General features: G+C 66.4%; 16 protein-coding genes and 1 tRNA gene. 7 read left to right on the top strand and 10 right to left on the bottom strand.

The genetic code is table 11. The annotated features are described in order from the left end of the window. Position 1 precedes the first annotated feature (1 nt). On the top strand, positions 2-556 hold the full coding sequence (locus L0984_RS13900) for a phosphonate degradation HD-domain oxygenase (RefSeq protein WP_234194218.1): 555 nt from the start codon (positions 2-4) through the stop codon (positions 554-556). Further along, a complete protein-coding gene (locus tag L0984_RS13895) occupies positions 553-1,419 on the top strand; it encodes an EamA family transporter (protein WP_234194217.1) in 867 nt (288 codons plus the stop codon). The genes L0984_RS13900 and L0984_RS13895 overlap by 4 nt, the downstream gene beginning before the upstream one ends. 45 nt (positions 1,420-1,464) lie before the next feature. On the opposite strand, the gene L0984_RS13890 is transcribed toward L0984_RS13895, so the two are convergent. Beyond that, complete coding sequence (locus L0984_RS13890; RefSeq protein WP_234194216.1) at positions 1,465-3,759, bottom strand: arginine/lysine/ornithine decarboxylase; 2,295 nt, start codon at positions 3,757-3,759, stop codon at positions 1,465-1,467. Positions 3,760-3,894: 135 nt separating this feature from the next. Here L0984_RS13890 and L0984_RS13885 point away from each other — a divergent pair, with 135 nt between their 5' ends. The 5 genes from L0984_RS13885 (at position 3,895) to xth (ending at position 7,343) form a co-directional block, all read left to right on the top strand. Beyond that, complete coding sequence (locus L0984_RS13885; RefSeq protein ID WP_234194215.1) at positions 3,895-4,320, top strand: NfeD family protein; 426 nt, start codon at positions 3,895-3,897, stop codon at positions 4,318-4,320. Between the two features lie 56 nt (positions 4,321-4,376). After that, on the top strand, positions 4,377-5,303 hold the full coding sequence (locus L0984_RS13880; RefSeq protein WP_234194214.1) for an SPFH domain-containing protein: 927 nt from the start codon (positions 4,377-4,379) through the stop codon (positions 5,301-5,303). A 15-nt stretch (positions 5,304-5,318) separates the two neighbouring features. Then, a tRNA-Ser gene (locus L0984_RS13875) sits at positions 5,319-5,409 on the top strand. A gap of 683 nt (positions 5,410-6,092) precedes the next feature. Then, positions 6,093-6,416 carry a hypothetical protein gene (locus L0984_RS13870; RefSeq protein WP_234194213.1) on the top strand — a complete coding sequence of 108 codons (324 nt, stop codon included), beginning with the start codon at positions 6,093-6,095 and terminating at the stop codon, positions 6,414-6,416. 147 nt (positions 6,417-6,563) lie between these two features. Then, complete coding sequence (gene xth / locus L0984_RS13865; RefSeq protein ID WP_234194212.1) at positions 6,564-7,343, top strand: exodeoxyribonuclease III; 780 nt, start codon at positions 6,564-6,566, stop codon at positions 7,341-7,343. A gap of 33 nt (positions 7,344-7,376) precedes the next feature. Here the strand turns inward: xth and ntrC are convergent, their stop codons facing one another. From ntrC to L0984_RS13820, 9 genes are all read right to left on the bottom strand, one after another. Further along, complete coding sequence (ntrC, locus tag L0984_RS13860; RefSeq protein WP_234194211.1) at positions 7,377-8,960, bottom strand: nitrogen regulation protein NR(I); 1,584 nt, start codon at positions 8,958-8,960, stop codon at positions 7,377-7,379. Between the two features lie 24 nt (positions 8,961-8,984). Continuing rightward, positions 8,985-10,061 (bottom strand): nitrogen regulation protein NR(II), encoded by a 1,077-nt coding sequence (gene glnL, locus L0984_RS13855; protein WP_114804115.1) that lies wholly within the window; start codon positions 10,059-10,061, stop codon positions 8,985-8,987. Next, the gene (locus L0984_RS13850; protein ID WP_234194404.1) at positions 10,061-10,558 is read right to left on the bottom strand and encodes a hypothetical protein; all 498 of its coding nucleotides are present in this window, start codon (positions 10,556-10,558) and stop codon (positions 10,061-10,063) included. Before L0984_RS13850 ends, glnL begins: the two co-directional genes overlap by 1 nt. 167 nt (positions 10,559-10,725) lie before the next feature. After that, positions 10,726-12,141: a type I glutamate--ammonia ligase gene (glnA, locus tag L0984_RS13845; protein WP_234194210.1), complete on the bottom strand. Its 1,416-nt coding sequence runs from the start codon at positions 12,139-12,141 to the stop codon at positions 10,726-10,728. Positions 12,142-12,294: 153 nt separating this feature from the next. After that, the gene (locus L0984_RS13840) at positions 12,295-13,107 is read right to left on the bottom strand and encodes a competence/damage-inducible protein A (protein WP_234194209.1); all 813 of its coding nucleotides are present in this window, start codon (positions 13,105-13,107) and stop codon (positions 12,295-12,297) included. After that, positions 13,104-13,994, bottom strand: a complete 891-nt coding sequence (locus L0984_RS13835; RefSeq protein WP_234194208.1) for an EI24 domain-containing protein — start codon at positions 13,992-13,994, stop codon at positions 13,104-13,106. Before L0984_RS13835 ends, L0984_RS13840 begins: the two co-directional genes overlap by 4 nt. Positions 13,995-14,044: 50 nt before the next feature. Next, positions 14,045-15,028: a sterol desaturase family protein gene (locus tag L0984_RS13830; protein ID WP_234194207.1), complete on the bottom strand. Its 984-nt coding sequence runs from the start codon at positions 15,026-15,028 to the stop codon at positions 14,045-14,047. Positions 15,029-15,055: 27 nt separating this feature from the next. Continuing rightward, a complete protein-coding gene (locus L0984_RS13825; RefSeq protein ID WP_234194206.1) occupies positions 15,056-15,877 on the bottom strand; it encodes a polysaccharide deacetylase family protein in 822 nt (273 codons plus the stop codon). Continuing rightward, a complete protein-coding gene (locus L0984_RS13820) occupies positions 15,867-16,862 on the bottom strand; it encodes a YncE family protein (protein ID WP_370645995.1) in 996 nt (331 codons plus the stop codon). Before L0984_RS13820 ends, L0984_RS13825 begins: the two co-directional genes overlap by 11 nt. Positions 16,863-16,867: the final 5 nt, after the last annotated feature.

Below are 16,867 nucleotides of genomic sequence, written 5' to 3'. Positions count from 1 at the left end.
CATGCTGACCCTGCACGACATCGAGAACCTCTTCGCACGCCGCGGCGCCGAGCAGTACAGCGGCGAACCCGTGACCCAGTTGGAACATGCGCTGCAGAGCGCCTGGCTGGCCGAGCAGGAAGGTGCCGACGACGCGCTCGTCACAGCTGCCCTCTTGCACGACATCGGCCACCTGCTCAACGACCAGGGCGAGACGCCCACGCTGCGCGGCATCGACGACCGGCACCAGTTCCATGCCCTGCCCTTCCTGCGCGGACTCTTTCCGGACCGCGTCCTCGACGCCATTGCCTGGCACGTCGACGCCAAGCGCTACCTGTGCGCGACCCGTCAGGACTACTGGGCGGCCCTCTCGGACGACTCCAAGCGCAGCCTGGTTCTGCAGGGCGGCGTATTCAGCGACGAAGAAGCCTTGCGCTTCATGCAGCGCCCGCATGCGCAGGACGCGATCCGCCTCCGGCTGTGGGACGATGCGGCCAAGCAGGCCGACCTCGCCACCCCCGACCTGCCGCACTATCTGGCGCGCGCGCGTCGCTGCATGCTGGCCCGAGGCGCATGACGCTGACAGGCCCCGTCGCGCTGGCCGTGCTGTTCGGCGCCGTGCTCCATGCCAGCTGGAATGCACTCATCAAGTCGGCGTCGGACAAGTCGCTGGACACCGCACTGATCCACAGCCTCGGACTGTTCATCGCGCTGCCCATCCTGGCCTTCACCGGCCTGCCGGCCGCCGCTTCGTGGCCTTATCTGGCCGCCTCGGTGGTGATCCATGTGGGCTACTACGTGGCCCTGGCCGGCGCGTACAAGCACGGCGACCTGGGGCTGGCCTATCCGGTGATGCGCGGCAGTGCACCACTGCTGGTGGCCCTCAGCAGCCTTGCCGTGATGGGCGAGCGTCTTTCGGCATTTGCGTGGTTCGGTGTGGCGGGCATCTGTGTGGGCGTGCTCACGCTCGGCCTGTCACCCGGTCATCTGCACAGCTCGGGGCACCGCGGCAAGGCCCTGGGCTTCGCGCTGGCCAACGCCTGCATCATCGCGCTCTACACCGTGATCGACGGCCTCGGCGTGCGGGCCAGCGGCAACGCCGCCGCCTACGTCGCCCTGCTCTTCGTCTTCGACGGCCTGCCCTTCATGCTGCTGGTGCTGTGGCGGCGCGGTCCGCAGGGGCGGCGTGATGCTCTCGCCTACATGCGTGGCCGTCTGGGTGTGGCGTGGCTGGGCACGGCGGCCTCGCTGGCCAGCTACGGCATCGCGCTCTGGGCCATGACGCGGGCGCCCGTGGCGGTGGTGGCGGCACTGCGCGAGACCTCGGTGCTTTTCGCCGCGCTCATCGGCACGCTGTGGCTGCGGGAGCGCTTCGGCCTGCAGCGCGCCCTCGGCACCGCCGTGGTGGTCGGCGGCGTGATGGCACTGCGGTTCGGATGACGGGGGCGCGCAGCGCTCCAGAGCTGCGCGCCGTCTCGCCCAGGCTCAGCGCTTGACGCAATCCGCGTAGTAACGCTTCTTGCCCTTCTCGTCCACGCGGGCGACCAGGCCGTGGATGTCGGTTTCGAACCCCGGGCACTCCAGGTTGAACTGGCGCGCGAACTTCAGGTAGTCCACGATCTTCTTGTTGAAGACCTCACCCGGGATCAGCAGCGGAATGCCGGGCGGGTACGGCGTGATCAGGCTGGTGGTGATGCGGCCTTCGAGATGGTCGATCTCCACGCGCTCGGTCTTGCGGTGCGCGATATGGGCGAAGGCCTCGCTGGGCTTCATGGCCGGCTCCAGGTCCGACAGGTACATCTCGGTGGTCAGTCGGGCGATGCCGTACTTGGCGTAAAGCTCGTGCACGCGCTGGCACAGGTCGCGCAGGCCCATGCGCTCGTAGATGGGATGCTGCTGGCAGAACTCCGGCAGGATGCGCCACATCGGTTGGTTGCGGGCGTAGTCGTCCTTGAACTGCTGCAGCGCCGTCAGCAGCGTGTTCCAGCGGCCCTTGGTGATGCCGATGGTGAACATGATGAAGAAGCTGTAGAGGCCCGTCTTCTCCACGATCACGCCATGCTCGGCCAGGAACTTGGTGACGATGCTGGCGGGGATGCCGGTGGGTGCGAACTTGCCGTCGAGGTCCAGGCCGGGCGTCACGATGGTCGACTTGATCGGGTCGAGCATGTTGAAGCCATCCGCCAGCTTGCCGAAGCCGTGCCAGTTGCGCGCGCCGTTCTTCTTGCCGCCGTTGCCGGCGCGGGTCTCGCCCTTGATGATCCAGTCGTCGGCGCGGCCGATGCCTTCGTCGACCAGGTGTTCCGGGCCCCAGACCTTGAACCACCATTCGTCCTTGCCGAACTCCTCTTCCACCTTGCGCATGGCGCGGCGGAAGTCCAGGGCTTCGAGGATGCTCTCTTCCACCAGCGCGGTGCCGCCGGGCGGCTCCATCATGGCGGCCGCCACGTCGCAGCTGGCGATGATGGCGTACTGCGGGCTGGTGGACGAATGCATCAGGTAGGCCTCGTTGAAGAGGTCCCGGTCCAGCTGGCGGTTCTGCGAATCCTGCACCAGCACATGGCTGGCCTGGCTGATACCAGCCAGCAGCTTGTGCGTGGACTGCGTCGCAAAGACCAGCGATTCCTTCGGCCGCGCGCGACGCTTGCCCATCGCGTGGTACGGCCCGTAGAAGGGATGGAAAGCCGCGTGCGGCAACCAGGCCTCATCGAAGTGCAGCGTGTCGACGTAGCCGTCGAGCATCGTCTTGATGGTCTCGGTGTTGTAGATCACGCCGTCGTAGGTGGACTGCGTGAGCGTGAGCACGCGCGGCTTGACGGTGTCGGCGTCGACGTCCTTGAGCAGCGGGTTGGCGCGGATCTTGGCCTTGATGGCCTCGGGCTCGAACTCGCTCTTGGGGATCGGGCCGATGATGCCGTAGTGGTTGCGCGTGGGCTTCATGAACACCGGGATCGCGCCGGTCATGATGATCGCGTGCAGGATGGACTTGTGGCAGTTGCGGTCCACCACCACCACGTCGTCCGGCGCCACCGTGTGGTGCCACACCATCTTGTTGGACGTGGACGTGCCGTTGGTGACGAAGAAGCAGTGGTCGGCGTTGAAGATGCGGGCCGCGTTGCGCTCGCTGGCCGCCACGGGACCGGTGTGGTCCAGCAGTTGGCCGAGTTCTTCCACCGCATTGCAGACGTCGGCGCGCAGCATGTTCTCGCCGAAGAACTGGTGGAACATCTGGCCGATGGGGCTCTTGAGGAAGGCCACGCCGCCCGAGTGGCCGGGGCAGTGCCACGAGTAGGAGCCGTCTTCCGCATAGTCGATCAGCGCCTTGAAGAAGGGCGGCTGCACCGTCTCGAGGTAGCTCTTGGCCTCGCGGATGATGTGCTTGGCCACGAACTCCGGCGTGTCCTCGAACATGTGGATGAAGCCGTGCAGCTCGCGCAGGATGTCGTTGGGCAGGTGCCGGCTGGTCTTGGTCTCGCCGTAGATGTAGATCGGCACGTCGGTGTTCTTGCGTCGCACCTCGCCGATGAAGGTGCGCAGGTTCAGTACCGCCGGGTCGAGGTCCGGGCCGATGGTGAATTCCTCGTCGTCGATCGACAGGATGAAGGCGCTCGCCCGGCTCTGCTGCTGCGCGAACTGCGACAGGTCGCCATAGCTGGTCACGCCCAGCACCTCGAAGCCTTCGCTTTCGATGGCCTGGGCCAGGGCGCGGATGCCCAGTCCGGAGGTGTTCTCGGAGCGGAAGTCCTCGTCGATGATGACGATGGGAAAGCGGAATTTCATGGGCTGTCGGGCTCCGGCTTTTGGGGGGTGCGCAAAGAAGGCGCGAAGTGTAAGGAATTCAAATGACGGCCGCGTCACGCGGCGTGCCCCAGAATGTGGGGCTTCCCGCCACCTCTTTGCTGTAGGAACTCGTCCATGGCTCAATCGACGCTCTGGTGGCTGCTGGCCGGTGCAGCCGTCGCGCTGGAACTGGTCTCCGGCACCATCTACCTTCTGCTGACGGCCGTGGCCTTCGCGGCCGCGGCCGTCGCAGCGCATCTGGGTGCCGCACTGCCCGTCCAACTGGTCGTGGCCGCCGTGGTCGGCGTGGGCACGGTGGGCGCCTGGTATCTCAAGCAGCGCGCGCGCCCCGCTGGACCACCGCCGCAGGCCAGCCCTGACATGAATCTCGACATCGGCGAACGCGTCCAGGTCGACGCCTGGCTCGCGGATGGCACGGCGCTCGTGCGTCACCGGGGTGCGCAATGGACGGCCGTGCTGCGCGCGGGCGGCCACGGCCAGCCGGGAGCGCACCGCGTCGTCGAGTTGCAGGGCAACCGTCTCGTGCTGGAGCCGCTCTGATCATCGGGACTGCCCCGAGCTCGCGGAACCTTTCAATCTCACTTCATCGAACTGCCATGGAAATCGCCATCGTCATCCTGGTCATCGCCGTCATCTTCATCTGGCAGTCCATCAAGTTCGTGCCTCAGCAGAACGCGTGGGTCCGTGAACGGCTGGGCAAGTACCACAGCACGATGACGCCGGGGCCCAACTTCCTCATCCCCTTCATCGACCGCGTGGCCTACAAGCACAGCCTGAAGGAGATCCCGCTGGATGTGCCCAGCCAGATCTGCATCACGCGCGACAACACGCAGCTGCAGGTGGACGGCATCCTCTACTTCCAGGTGACCGATCCGATGCGGGCGAGCTATGGCTCCTCCAACTACATCGTGGCCGTCACCCAGTTGGCGCAGACCTCGCTGCGCAGCGTGATCGGCAAGCTGGAACTGGACAAGACCTTCGAGGAGCGCGACATCATCAACGCCCAGGTCGTGGCCGCCATCGACGAGGCCGCGCTCAACTGGGGCGTGAAGGTGCTGCGCTACGAGATCAAGGACCTGACGCCGCCGGCCGAGATCCTGCGCGCCATGCAGGCGCAGATCACGGCAGAGCGCGAGAAGCGGGCCCTGATCGCCGCCTCGGAGGGCCGTCGCCAGGAGCAGATCAACATCGCCACCGGCGAGCGCGAGGCCTACATCGCCCGCTCCGAAGGCGAGAAGCAGGCGGCCATCAACAACGCACAGGGCGAGGCCGCCTCCATCACCGCGGTGGCCGAGGCCACGGCGCTCGCGATCGAGCGCATCGCGGCCGCCATCCGGCAGCCAGGCGGTGATCAAGCCGTGCAGTTGAAGGTCGCCGAACGCGCCGTCGATGCCTACAGCAAGGTCGCGGCGGATGCCAAGACCACCCTGATCGTGCCCAGCAACATGACCGACACCGCCGGACTGATCGCCTCGGCGATGCAGATGGTGCGCGCAGGCCGCAGCGGCTCAAATCCGGGTTAGAATCGTGGGCTCCACGGAGCGGTGGATGAGTGGTTTAAGTCGCACGCCTGGAAAGCGTGTGTGGGTTAATAGCCCACCGCGGGTTCGAATCCCGCCTGCTCCGCCAAATACGAAACCCGTTGCATGCGCAACGGGTTTTTTTATGTCTGCAGCGCTGACATCGGCTCCCCACAGATGCTCGGCTTTGCGCAATTGTCGACTGCCTTAATTTTTGCGCACACTTTTGTTTACAGCGCAAAGAGGGCGAGTTCACAATCGCGAAACAGCACGTAAGGAGCGCAACAGCATGGACAGCAGGTCAAACAGCGGCGCGGGTGATGGGAGTTCGGATCCGCGCGGGGGATCCACGGAATCCGGAGGAGGCGATCTCCGGCACCTTTTCCAATCCAAGATGTCCGAGGGTGCCAAGCGCAGCTATCTGCTGAAGTTGCGGAACGCTGCGTTCGGACGTCTGCGCGAGCGTTCCGCCCGCAAACGCCAAGTCTGATCCACCTCGCGCCAGAGTGCGCAGGTTGCCCTGACAGTCGCCCCGCGAGGCCTCCCGCTGCCAGACACGACCCGGCATGCGCAGTCGTCCAGGATCGTTCGCGGTGAGGCCCCGGCACTCACGCGCGAATCCGCGCCTGCCTATTGATTCCTCGCGCCGCCGCAATCTCAAGGCTTGGCGCCACCACGCGCTGAGCCACCCCTGCAGACGCCCTGCCCCGCCCATTGAAACGCCCGGGGCGCGTGGGGCAAGAACTGCCCGAAAGAATGGCCGCCCCGTAACTCCGAGGCAATGGCCAAGGCATGACCAATGATGAACTCGCAGCCAAGCTCAACACGCTGCGCAACGAAGTACTGACGATGCGACTTGAACGGCGGGGTTTGCTCTTCGCCCTCATGGCCATCATTTCGACCCACCCCCGGCACGAAGACTGCCAGTTCCTGCTCGACCACTACCTGAACGGCCACCTGGAAAAGTCCGAGACAGGGCGATCGCTGCCGGATGGCGCCAGGGAACATCTGCGGGCCTACGTGCGCTCCCTCCAGGATGCCGCGTCGCCCCACACCCCGGAGGCCGTCCAGGCCCTGCGCTCCAAGCTCTTCCCGTGGGAAAGCGATCCGCCGTGACCTGAAGGCGGCCGCTGCCGCACGGTCGGCGCGCCTGCCTATAGGATGACGGGCCTGCAGCCAGACGGACGCTCCCACTCGGCTCGCCGCTGGCCCGTGCTCACCCGCCACCTCAACCCGTCGACCGACTGGGATCAACGTCGCCTCATGAAAATCGCCACCTGGAACGTCAACTCTCTCACGGCCCGCCTGCAGCATGTGCTGGACTGGCTGATCGCCAACCCCGTCGACCTCCTGTGCCTGCAGGAGCTCAAGATGACCGATGACAAGTTCCCGCTGGAGGTGCTCAAGTCCGCCGGCTACGAGGCCGCGAGCTTCGGCCAGAAGACCTACAACGGCGTCGCGCTGCTGAGTCTGTCGCCGCTGCGCGAGGTCCAGCGCAACATCGGCGGCTTCGAGGACGAGCATTCGCGCGTGATCAGCGCGACCGTCGACACGCCCACCGGCCCGCTGCGCGTGGTCAACGGCTACTTCGTCAACGGCCAGGCGCCGGGCTCCGACAAGTTCGCCTACAAGATGCGCTGGCTGGACGCACTGCGGGACTGGCTGCGCGCCGAGATGGCCGCACATCCGCGGCTGGTGCTGCTGGGCGACTTCAACATCACGCCGGAGGACCGTGACAGCTACGACCCGGTGGGCCTCAAGGAGACGATCCACCACACGACCGAAGAGCGCCAGCATTTCCAGGCGCTGCTGCAACTGGGCCTGGTCGACGGCTTCCGCCTGTTCGAGCAGCCCGAGAAAAGCTTCTCGTGGTGGGACTACCGCATGCTCGGCTACCAGAAGAACCGCGGCCTGCGCATCGACCACATCCTGGTCAGCGAGCCGCTGGTGCCCGAGGTGCGCTCATGCACCATCGACCGCGTGCCGCGCAAATGGGAAAAGCCCAGCGACCATGCCCCCGTGGTGATGGAGCTGGGCAGCTGAGCTTGTACCGAAGGCCGGCGGGGCCCGACGCGATCAGGCGTCGTCCTGATCCAGCCCAAGTTCCGCGATCTTTCGCGTGATGGTGTTGCGGCCGATGCCGAGCTTCTGCGCTGCCTCGATGCGGCGCCCACGCGTGAAGGACAGCGCGGTCAGGATGAGATGTGATTCGAAGCGCCGCGAGAGGGCATCCCAGACGTCCGGCTGACCGGACGCCAGCATGGCCTGCGCTTCGGCGTCGAGCCCCTGCTCCCAACTGGCCGCTGCAGCCGTGGCCACCGTCGCCATGGGCGTCGCCGCTGGAGCAGCTGCGACCATTGGCATGGACACCGGCATTGCCGCGGCAGCGCCAGCGGCTGGCTCGAAGGCGGCCGTCTCCACCGGCGTCGTGACGGACGGCACGCCCGCCTGGGGCGGCGCGCCTGCGCCGAGGCCCGCCTCCGACGCCGCGTTCGACAGCACCTCGGGCGGCAGGTCCTTCGGCTCGATCAGCTGGGCCGGCGCCATCACCGTGAGCCAGTGGCAGATGTTCTCCAGCTGCCGCACGTTGCCCGGGAAGTTGAAGGCCGACAGCTGCGACAGGGCCGCATCGGAGATGCGCTTGGGCTCCACGCCCAGCTGCTTGGCACTCTGCTGCAGGAAGTGGCGCGTGAGCGAGGGGACGTCCTCCTTGCGCTCGCGCAAGGCCGGCAGCCGCAGGCGGATGACGTTGAGGCGGTGGAACAAGTCCTCGCGGAACACGCCCTGCTTGACCCGTTGCTCCAGGTCCTGGTGCGTGGCCGCGATCACACGCACATTGGCCTTGACCGCGTTGTGCCCGCCGACCCGATAGAAGTGCCCGTCCGACAGCACGCGCAGCAGGCGCGTCTGCAGGTCGAAGGGCATGTCGCCGATTTCGTCGAGGAAGAGCGTGCCGCCGTCGGCCTGCTCGAAACGGCCGCGGCGCATGGTCTGTGCGCCCGTGAAGGCGCCGCGCTCATGGCCGAAGAGCTCGCTCTCCAGCAGGTCCTTGGGAATCGCCGCCGTATTGATGGCCACAAAGGGCCCGTTGGACCGCGGCGAATGCTTGTGCAGCGCACGCGCCACCAGTTCCTTGCCCGAGCCCGATTCGCCGGTGATCAGCACCGTCACATTGCTCTGCGACAGGCGGCCGATGGCGCGGAACACGTCCTGCATCGCAGGCGCCTGGCCGAGCATCTCGGGCGTGGCCTGCATGCGCTCCTCGGCCACCTCCTCGCGCTGGCTCTCGTCCACCGCGCGGCGGATGAGTTCGACGGCGCGCGGCAGGTCGAAGGGCTTGGGCAGGTATTCGAAGGCGCCGCCCTGGAAGGCCGACACGGCGCTGTCCAGGTCGGAGAAGGCCGTCATGATGATGACCGGCAGGCCGGGATGCTTCTGCTTGATCTTGTCCAGCAGGTCCAGGCCCGAACCACCCGGCATGCGGATGTCGCTCACCAGCACCTGCGGGCCCTGCATCTCGTCCTCGTTGGCGGCTTCGAGCGCCGCGAGGACTTCGCGGGTATTGGTGAAGCTGCGCGTCGGCAGGTCCTCTCGCAACAGCGCCTTTTCAAGCACGAAGCGTATCGATTGGTCGTCGTCCACTATCCAGATCGGCTTCATGCAGCTCCTTGTTGTCCTTTCCTGCTACGGCAGCGGTATCAATATCGTGAAGTCGGTACGACCGGGCACGCTGTCGCATTCGATGACCCCATGGTGCTGTTGCACGAAGGTCTGCGCCAGCGTCAGGCCCAATCCGGTTCCGCCTTCCCGGCCCGAGACGAGCGGATAGAAGATGCGGTCCTTGATCGAGTCCGGGACGCCCGGGCCGTTGTCGATGACATGCAATTCCAGTGCCAGTCGCCACCACTGCTTGTTGAGGATGACCTGGCGGGCGATGCGCGTGCGGAAGGTGATGCGTGCATCGCCGGCCGCACGGCGCTCGGCCAGCGCCTGCGCCGCGTTGTGCGCGATGTTGAGCGTGGCCTGGATCAACTGCTCGCGGTCCCCGCGGAACTCGGGGATGGAGGGATCGAAGTCGCGCTCCACCTCCAGGTCATGCGGAAACTCCGCCAGCAGCACCGAGCGCACGCGCTCGCAGACCTCGTGGATGTTGACGTCGCCCACCACATGCGGCCGGCGGTGCGGCGCCAGGAGGCGATCCACCAGCGATTGCAGGCGGTCGGCTTCATGGATGATGACCTGCGTGTACTCGATCAGGTCGCGCGACTCGATCTCCATCTGCAGCAACTGCGCCGCGCCGCGGATGCCGCCCAGCGGGTTCTTGATCTCGTGCGCGAGGTTGCGGATCAGCTCCTTGTTGGCCTGGGCTTGGTCGAGCAGCCGCACCTCGCGATCCTGCCGCACCTGCTGCTCCTGCGGCGACATCTCCAGCAGCAGTTCGGCCTTGCGGTCCGTCTGGGCCAGCGTGACCTGCACGGGCAGCGGCTCCTGGGTACCACGGCGCAACTGCGCTTCGTAGCGCAAGGTGGCGAAGTCGTTGGTGCGGGCGCCATCGATGGCCGTGCGCAAGGTCCCGGCATCGACGAAGAAGTTGCCCAGGGCTGCGCCTTCGAGCGTGCGGCGCGACGTGCCCAGCGCATCCTCCAGGGCCGAATTGGCGAAGACGATGGTGCCGTCGTGGCGGATCACCACCACCAGGGTGGCAAGCAGATCGAAGGCCTGGAAGCGCTTGCTGGCGCGCGCGACCGTACCGAAGGCCATCAGCGCGACGCCGGCAGGCGGTCCAGTTCGCGGCGCAGACTGGCCAGGTCGGCTTCGTTGCGCGCAATCTCGGCCTTCATTTCGGCCACGCGGTCCAGGTACTTCTGGTAGTTGCGCGCCTCGCTGCCCTGCTTCTCGGGCTCGCCGTTGTTGTAGTCCTTCATCAGTTCGGACTGGCGCGCCTCCAGCCGGCGCAGTTCGCCTTCCAGCACGCGACGGGCGTCGCTGTCGCGCGCCCGCTGCTCCGGCGAATCGACGCGAGGGCCGCTGCCGGCGGGCCGCGCCGTCGCCGTGGACGAAGGGGTGGATGCGCCGGCGGGCCGCGTCCCTTGCACGACGGTCACATTGCCGCCTTCGACGACCTTGCAGCCACGGCGTTGCGCATCGGCGGCGTTGTTGGTGTATTCGTTGCCGCAGCGCCAGATGCGCTCCTGCGCCTGCACGCCAAGAGAGCCGCCGAGGCCGAGCAACACAAGAAGAGGCAGGTAGGGTTTCATCATCGCGACCGGAGAGAAAGAGCTTGGCGCGCCATGGGCGATGCCGCGCAACATTGTCTTGCAATTGGAAGACAGGCCGGCAGGCCGGTTCCCGCACCAAAGAAAAAGGACGGCCCGGGGGCCGTCCTTGTGCGCGATACCGCCGGGCGCCGAAGCGCCCGTGGCCATCACAGCGAGTAGTACATGTCGAACTCGACCGGGTGGGGAGCCATGCGGAAGCGCGTGACTTCGCCCATCTTCAGGTCGATGTAGGCGTCGATCATGGAGTCGGTGAACACGCCACCCTTGGTCAGGAAGGCACGGTCCTTGTCGAGGTACTCGAGGGCCTGGTCCAGGCTGTGGCAGACGGTGGGCACCAGCGCGTCTTCTTCGGGCGGCAGGTGGTACAGATCCTTCGTGGCGGCTTCGCCCGGGTGGATCTTGTTCTCGATGCCGTCCAGGCCGGCCATCAGCAGGGCCGAGAAGCACAGGTAGGGGTTGGCAGAGGGATCGGGGAAGCGCGCTTCGATGCGGCGGCCCTTCGGGTTGGCGACGAAGGGGATGCGGATCGAGGCGGAGCGGTTCTTGGCCGAGTAGGCCAGCTTCACCGGCGCTTCGAAGCCAGGGACCAGGCGCTTGTAACTGTTGGTGCCGGGGTTGGTGATGGCGTTCAGTGCGCGGGCGTGCTTGATGATGCCGCCGATGTAGTACAGGGCCGTGTCGGACAGGCCGGCATAGCCGTCGCCGGCGAACAGGTTCTTGCCGTCCTTCCAGATGGACTGGTGCACGTGCATGCCGGAGCCGTTGTCACCGGCGTAGGGCTTGGGCATGAAGGTGGCGGTCTTGCCGTAGCTGTTCGCCACGTTCCACACCACGTACTTCAGGACCTGCGTCCAGTCGGCGCGCTCGACGAGGGTCGAGAACTTGGTGCCGATCTCGTTCTGGCCAGCGCCAGCCACTTCGTGGTGGAACACTTCGACCGGGATGCCCAGGCTTTCCAGCACCAGCACCATCTCGGCGCGCATGTCCTGGGTGCTGTCGACCGGCGGAACGGGGAAGTAGCCGCCCTTCGTGGTGGGACGGTGGCCGCGGTTGCCGCCTTCCATCTTCGCGCCGCTGTTCCAGGGGGCTTCGTATTCGTCGATCTCGCTGAACACGCGGCCGGCCTCGTTGCTCCAGCGCACGCTGTCGAAGATGAAGAATTCGGGCTCGGGACCGAAGTAGGCGGTGTCGCCCAGGCCGGTGGACTTCAGATAGGCCTCGGCCTTCTTGGCGACCGAGCGGGGATCGCGGTCATAGGGCTTGCCGTCGGCGGGCTCCAGGACGTCGCACTGCAGGAACAGCGTCGTCTCTTCGTAGAAGGGGTCGATGTTGGCCGTGCTCGGGTCGGGCATCAGCTGCATGTCGGAGGCTTCGATGCCCTTCCAGCCGGCGATCGAGGAACCATCGAAGGCATGACCCGCGGTGAACTTGTCTTCATCAAAGGCAGAAACCGGCACGGTGACGTGCTGCTCCTTGCCGCGGGTGTCGGTGAATCGGAAGTCGACGAACTTGACCTCGTTTTCCTTGACGAGTTTCATGACGTCGGCGACGGTCTTTGCCATCAGGTTCTCCTGGGGGATTGGAAGGGTTGACGAAATTTGCGAGTAAGACGAACGCAGGTTCTATGCCATTTTCATTCGTTGTCCTACGCGGCATGTACGGCAGTGTTTGACGCTGGTGGTAGTAGCGCATGCACCGATATGATGCACCACAACTCAACGCACCAATTCTGCGCCTATTGATGCACCAAAGTCGAACACACCTTGTTTCAGGCGTGCATACGCCGGTTCAAGTTGGCGCGTCTCGCCCTTGACGCCGAGTTCGATGTGGCGGCCGTACTTGGGGTGATCCACACTGGGCAGGCTGAATACCTTGATGCCCGAGAACTCGCGCTCGACCGCCTCCATGAGGGGCGTGAGGCTGGCCTCCATCGCACCGAAAACGATCAGCGAACGCTCGGCGATCGCCACCTCGCGGTGCAGGGGCGCGTAGCGTTGGTCCAGCACCCACTCGACCATGGGCCACGCCATGACGGGGAAGCCCGGCACGAAATGCACATCGTGGACGCTGAAGCCGGGGATCTTGTTGTACGGATTGGGGATGATCGAGGCCCCCTGCGGAAACACGCCCATGTTGAGGCGATGCACGTTGTCGGCGCGGTCGGGCTCGTAGGGCACCCCCTGCTCGCGCGCGGTGTCCTGCATACGCTCGCGAATCAGTTCGGCGGCCTCGGGGTGGAGCGCGAGGGGCACGCCGAGCGCCGCGGCTGCGCACTGGCGGGTGTGGTCGTCGGGTGTTGCCCCGATGCCGCCGGTAGAGAAGACGATGTCGGGCCCGGCGAACGCCCGTCGCAGGGCCGCCGTGATGCGCGCGGGATCGTCGCCAACGTATTCGGCCCACGACAGCGACAGCCCCCGCGCACCGAGCAATTCGATGACGCGGGCCATGTGTTTGTCGGTGCGCTTGCCCGATAGGATCTCGTCGCCGACGATGATCAGGCCGAAGGCCCGGCTTTCAGTGGAACTCATGGTGCAGGGGGATTGGAGGAAGGCAGGGCCGGCGGGGCGACGTCAGGCGGCGATCCGGCGGGCGGAAGCAGGGTGGATGGCCCGGCGCCCGCCGCCTCCCGCCGCAGCTGCGACAGCGCCTCCAGCGCGTAATGGGCGAACCACAGGGCGGAGAAGGCGAACACCAGCGTGTAGATCCACATCGCCACGGGAATCAGGATGAAGAACGCCGCCGCGAACACCAGGCCGGAGGCCCAGACGATGCTCGGCGCCGCCCCCAGATAGCCGCACAGGATGCCGATGGTGAGCAGGCGCAGTCGATGGCGGCGCACGATGATGCGCCGCTCGTCTGCACTGGCATGCTCGGCCAGGGCATCGAAACTCATCACGCGGCAGGTGAGCCAACCCCAGATCAGCGGTGGAAGGACGAGCACCAGGGGCGGCACCAGCCACAGGGGCATCGACACCAGCAGGGCCACCACAGCGGCCACTGTCAGCGCCACCGAGCGCACCACGCTCGCCACCATGCCCGCGCCGTGCTTCTTCTCGAGGGTGGGAAAGCGCCGTTCGGCCACGAGACGCGTCAGTGCGGGCGCCATGAAGGCCGCCACGACGACCAGCGACACCATCGCCAGCACCGGGGTTGCGGCAAGCAGCACGATCAGGGGCGCCAGCAGGTTGCGGACATCGCCGACGAAGAGGCGTTGGAGCCAGTTCCAGAAGCCGGCCAGCAGGGGCCAGGCATCCAGCGCGCCGCGCATCCAGCCGACCGCAGGCTCCCAGTAGAAGTAGGACAGGCCCACCGAGGCCGCCACCATCAGCGCCAGCGGCACGAGCGACAGCAGGATGACACGCGGATGCAGGCAGTAGGCGGCCGCGCGCCAGCAGGAATCAGCGAGAAGACGCATCGGCGCGCAGCATAACCGCAGCCCGTGCGCCCTCGATGGTGCCGCCTGCGTCAGGCACGGCCCACGAGCCGTCGCAAGCCCAGCCACTGCTGCGACCAGAAGCCGCGACCGTAGTCGCGCAGGCGGCCCTTGGCATCGGGCTCCACCTGGTCGCGCACGCCCGTGGGCAGATAACGCAAATCGAAGTTGGCGGTGCGCAGCAGCATGTCCCACCATGGCAGGAGCACGCCGAAATTGCAGCCACCCAGCACGCCGGGGCGGCCCACCTCCTCGTGGCCCACGCCGATCGCATGATGCAGCCGATGAAAGCGCGGGCTGACCCACAACCGCTCGCCCACTCGACCGAAGTGCAGCCGAAGATTGGCGTGTTGCAGGCTCTGGCTGAGCTGCGTCAGCGCCACCAGCACGACGAACTGTCCGGGCGGCACACCGATGAGCTGCGCGACCACGACGACGATGGTGCTGTGGATGATGTCGTCCAGGAGGTGATTGCGGGCATCGCTCCACATCGTCATCTGCCGCTGCGAATGATGCAGCGCATGCAGCCGCCACCACCAGTCGATGGTGTGCTGCCCGCGGTGGATCAGGTACTCGACGAAATCCAGCACGACCAGGTACAGCAGGAAGGTGACCCATGGCCGATCCGTCACACCGGGCCACAGCGCGTCGAGCTGCATCGTGCCCCAGCCAGCGGCACGCACATGGCCGAGCGCCATGTCGAACAGCGGCTGCAGCACGAAAAAGATCCCCACCCGGAACAGGCCCAGCCGGTGGATCAGCGTGTAGATCACATCCACACGCACGGCCCGGCGGTCCCGCAACGGCTCCACCGGGCGCCAGCGCTGGAGCGGCGCGAAGATCGCCAGCATCACGGCGATCTCGAGCAGGCCCACCAGCAGCCAGCCGGTGGCATCGAAGCCATCCTCCAGCAGGTTGCCCATGCCCGCCGCGAACATCACCGGCTGGACCAAGGTCTCGAACAGCCACTGTTGCATCAGGCCGAACGGGTCGGTCAGCCAAGCATGCCAGTCCATCGGAAGCTCTCCGTCCTTGTTCGTGACTCAGGGATGCGCCGCAATCCAGGCGCGGTAGTCGGGATGGTCGCGCAGTGTGCGGAAGCAGAAGCCGCGTTGCTGCAGGCCCGCAACCAGCGGCTCGAGCACGGCCGGCGCCCACGGATCCTGGCGCGACCAGATGCCCAGATGGGCCAGCAGGATGTCGCCGGGGCGGATGCGCTCCAGCGCCTGGGCCAGCAGTTTCTGGTTCGGATACTTGTCGCTGGGCAACTCGTCGCCCAGAAAGCCCGCAGGCGACCAACCCACATACATGTAGCCGCACGCGCGCGCCGCCTCCAGCAGCTTGGGCGAGGTCTTGCCGCCCGGCGCGCGATACAAGGGCAGCGGCTTCTTGCCGGTGATCTGCGCTAGACGCTCGCTGGACTTGCGGATGTTTTGGCAGTACTGCGCCTGCGTCCAGGTCAGGCGCTGGCCCGACTGCGGTCCAGCCGACGGCTGGATGATGAAGCGCTTCTGACCGTTCTCGTCGGGCAGGTCGGCGCGCCAATAGGCGTGGTCGTAGGTGTGCGAAGCGAACTCGTCGCCGTCGGCTGCCCTCGCCTTCCACCACGGTGCCCAATGGTCGTCCAGGCTGTCGCCCCCGTCCTTGGTGCGCTCGGCGGCGGCAAAGAAGGTCACATGCACATCGTGGCGTTTGAGCACATCGGCCACCAGCGGCGCCACGCCCATGTGGCCCGTGTCGAACGTCAGGTAGACCGGCTTGCTGCAATCGGCAGCGCCTGCAGCGACGACGGATGCGCCGCCCGCGGCAGCCACCACCGCGACAGCCAAGTGGCGGGCGGCGCGGCCCAGGCGTTCAGCGCGCATGGTCGAGGGTCCAGACACCGTGCGGCGACTTGCCGACGGGTACCTGCTTCATGAGCTGGCCGGTCTGCAGGTCCACCACGCTGAGCTTCTTGGCCCAACGCGAGGTCACGTACAGGCGCTTGCCGTCGGCGGAGACATCCATGCAGTCGGGGCCGCCGGGCACCGCGTAATTGGCCACCACCTTGAGGGTGGCGAAATCGATGCGGCTGATGGTGTTGGCCACCCGGTTGCTGACGAACACCGTCTTGCCATCGCCCGCCGCCCGGAAAGCATGCGCGCCCTTGCCCGTCGGCAGGATGCCCACGGCCTTCGGCTCGCGGCCTGCCACGTCGAAAACCTGCACGCCCTCGCCGCCGGTCAGGCCGACCAGCAGTGTCTTGTCGTCATGGACGCCGAAGATGTCGGCAGGCATCGGCCCTGTGGCGGTGCGCCAGCGGATGGTCTGGGTGGGGATGTCGACGGCGATCAGCTCGTCGCTGTCCTGCATCGAGACATAGGCCGTGGTGCTCTTGGAATCGATCCAGATGTGGCTGGGCGTCTTACCGGTGACGAGGCGCTTGGCCAGTTGCAGGTTGCTGCCATCCCAGCGGTAGATGTCGACATGGTTCAGCCGGTTCGCGGCGGTGACGAACCACTTCATGTCGGGGGAAAAGCGCAACTGGTAGGGGTCGATGATGCCGTTGACGGTGCGCTGGATCTCGCCCGTCTTCGGGTCGAAGAAGGTCAGCGAGTCGCCAGCCGAGTTGGCCACGATGACAGAGCGCTGATCCGGCGTCAGGTAGATGTGGTGAGGCTCCTTGCCCACCGAAACCCTGCGCATTTCGGTCCAGGAGGTGGGATCGATCAGGCTCACGGTCGCATCCAGCGAATTGAGCACGAAGATGGGCGGAGGAGACGCCGCCGCAAGGCCCGGCAGACAACTGCAGGCCAGGGACAGCAAAACGGCCGCGAGGCGGCCGGCACGAAGGGAATGAGCGCGCAAGATTCAAC

The sequence above is a fragment of the Pseudacidovorax sp. NFM-22 genome (assembly GCF_021401245.1).
Lineage (GTDB): Bacteria > Pseudomonadota > Gammaproteobacteria > Burkholderiales > Burkholderiaceae_C > Xenophilus.
The sequence above is the reverse complement of the archived record's forward strand: the minus strand, read 5'-3'. Positions and strand labels throughout refer to the sequence as shown.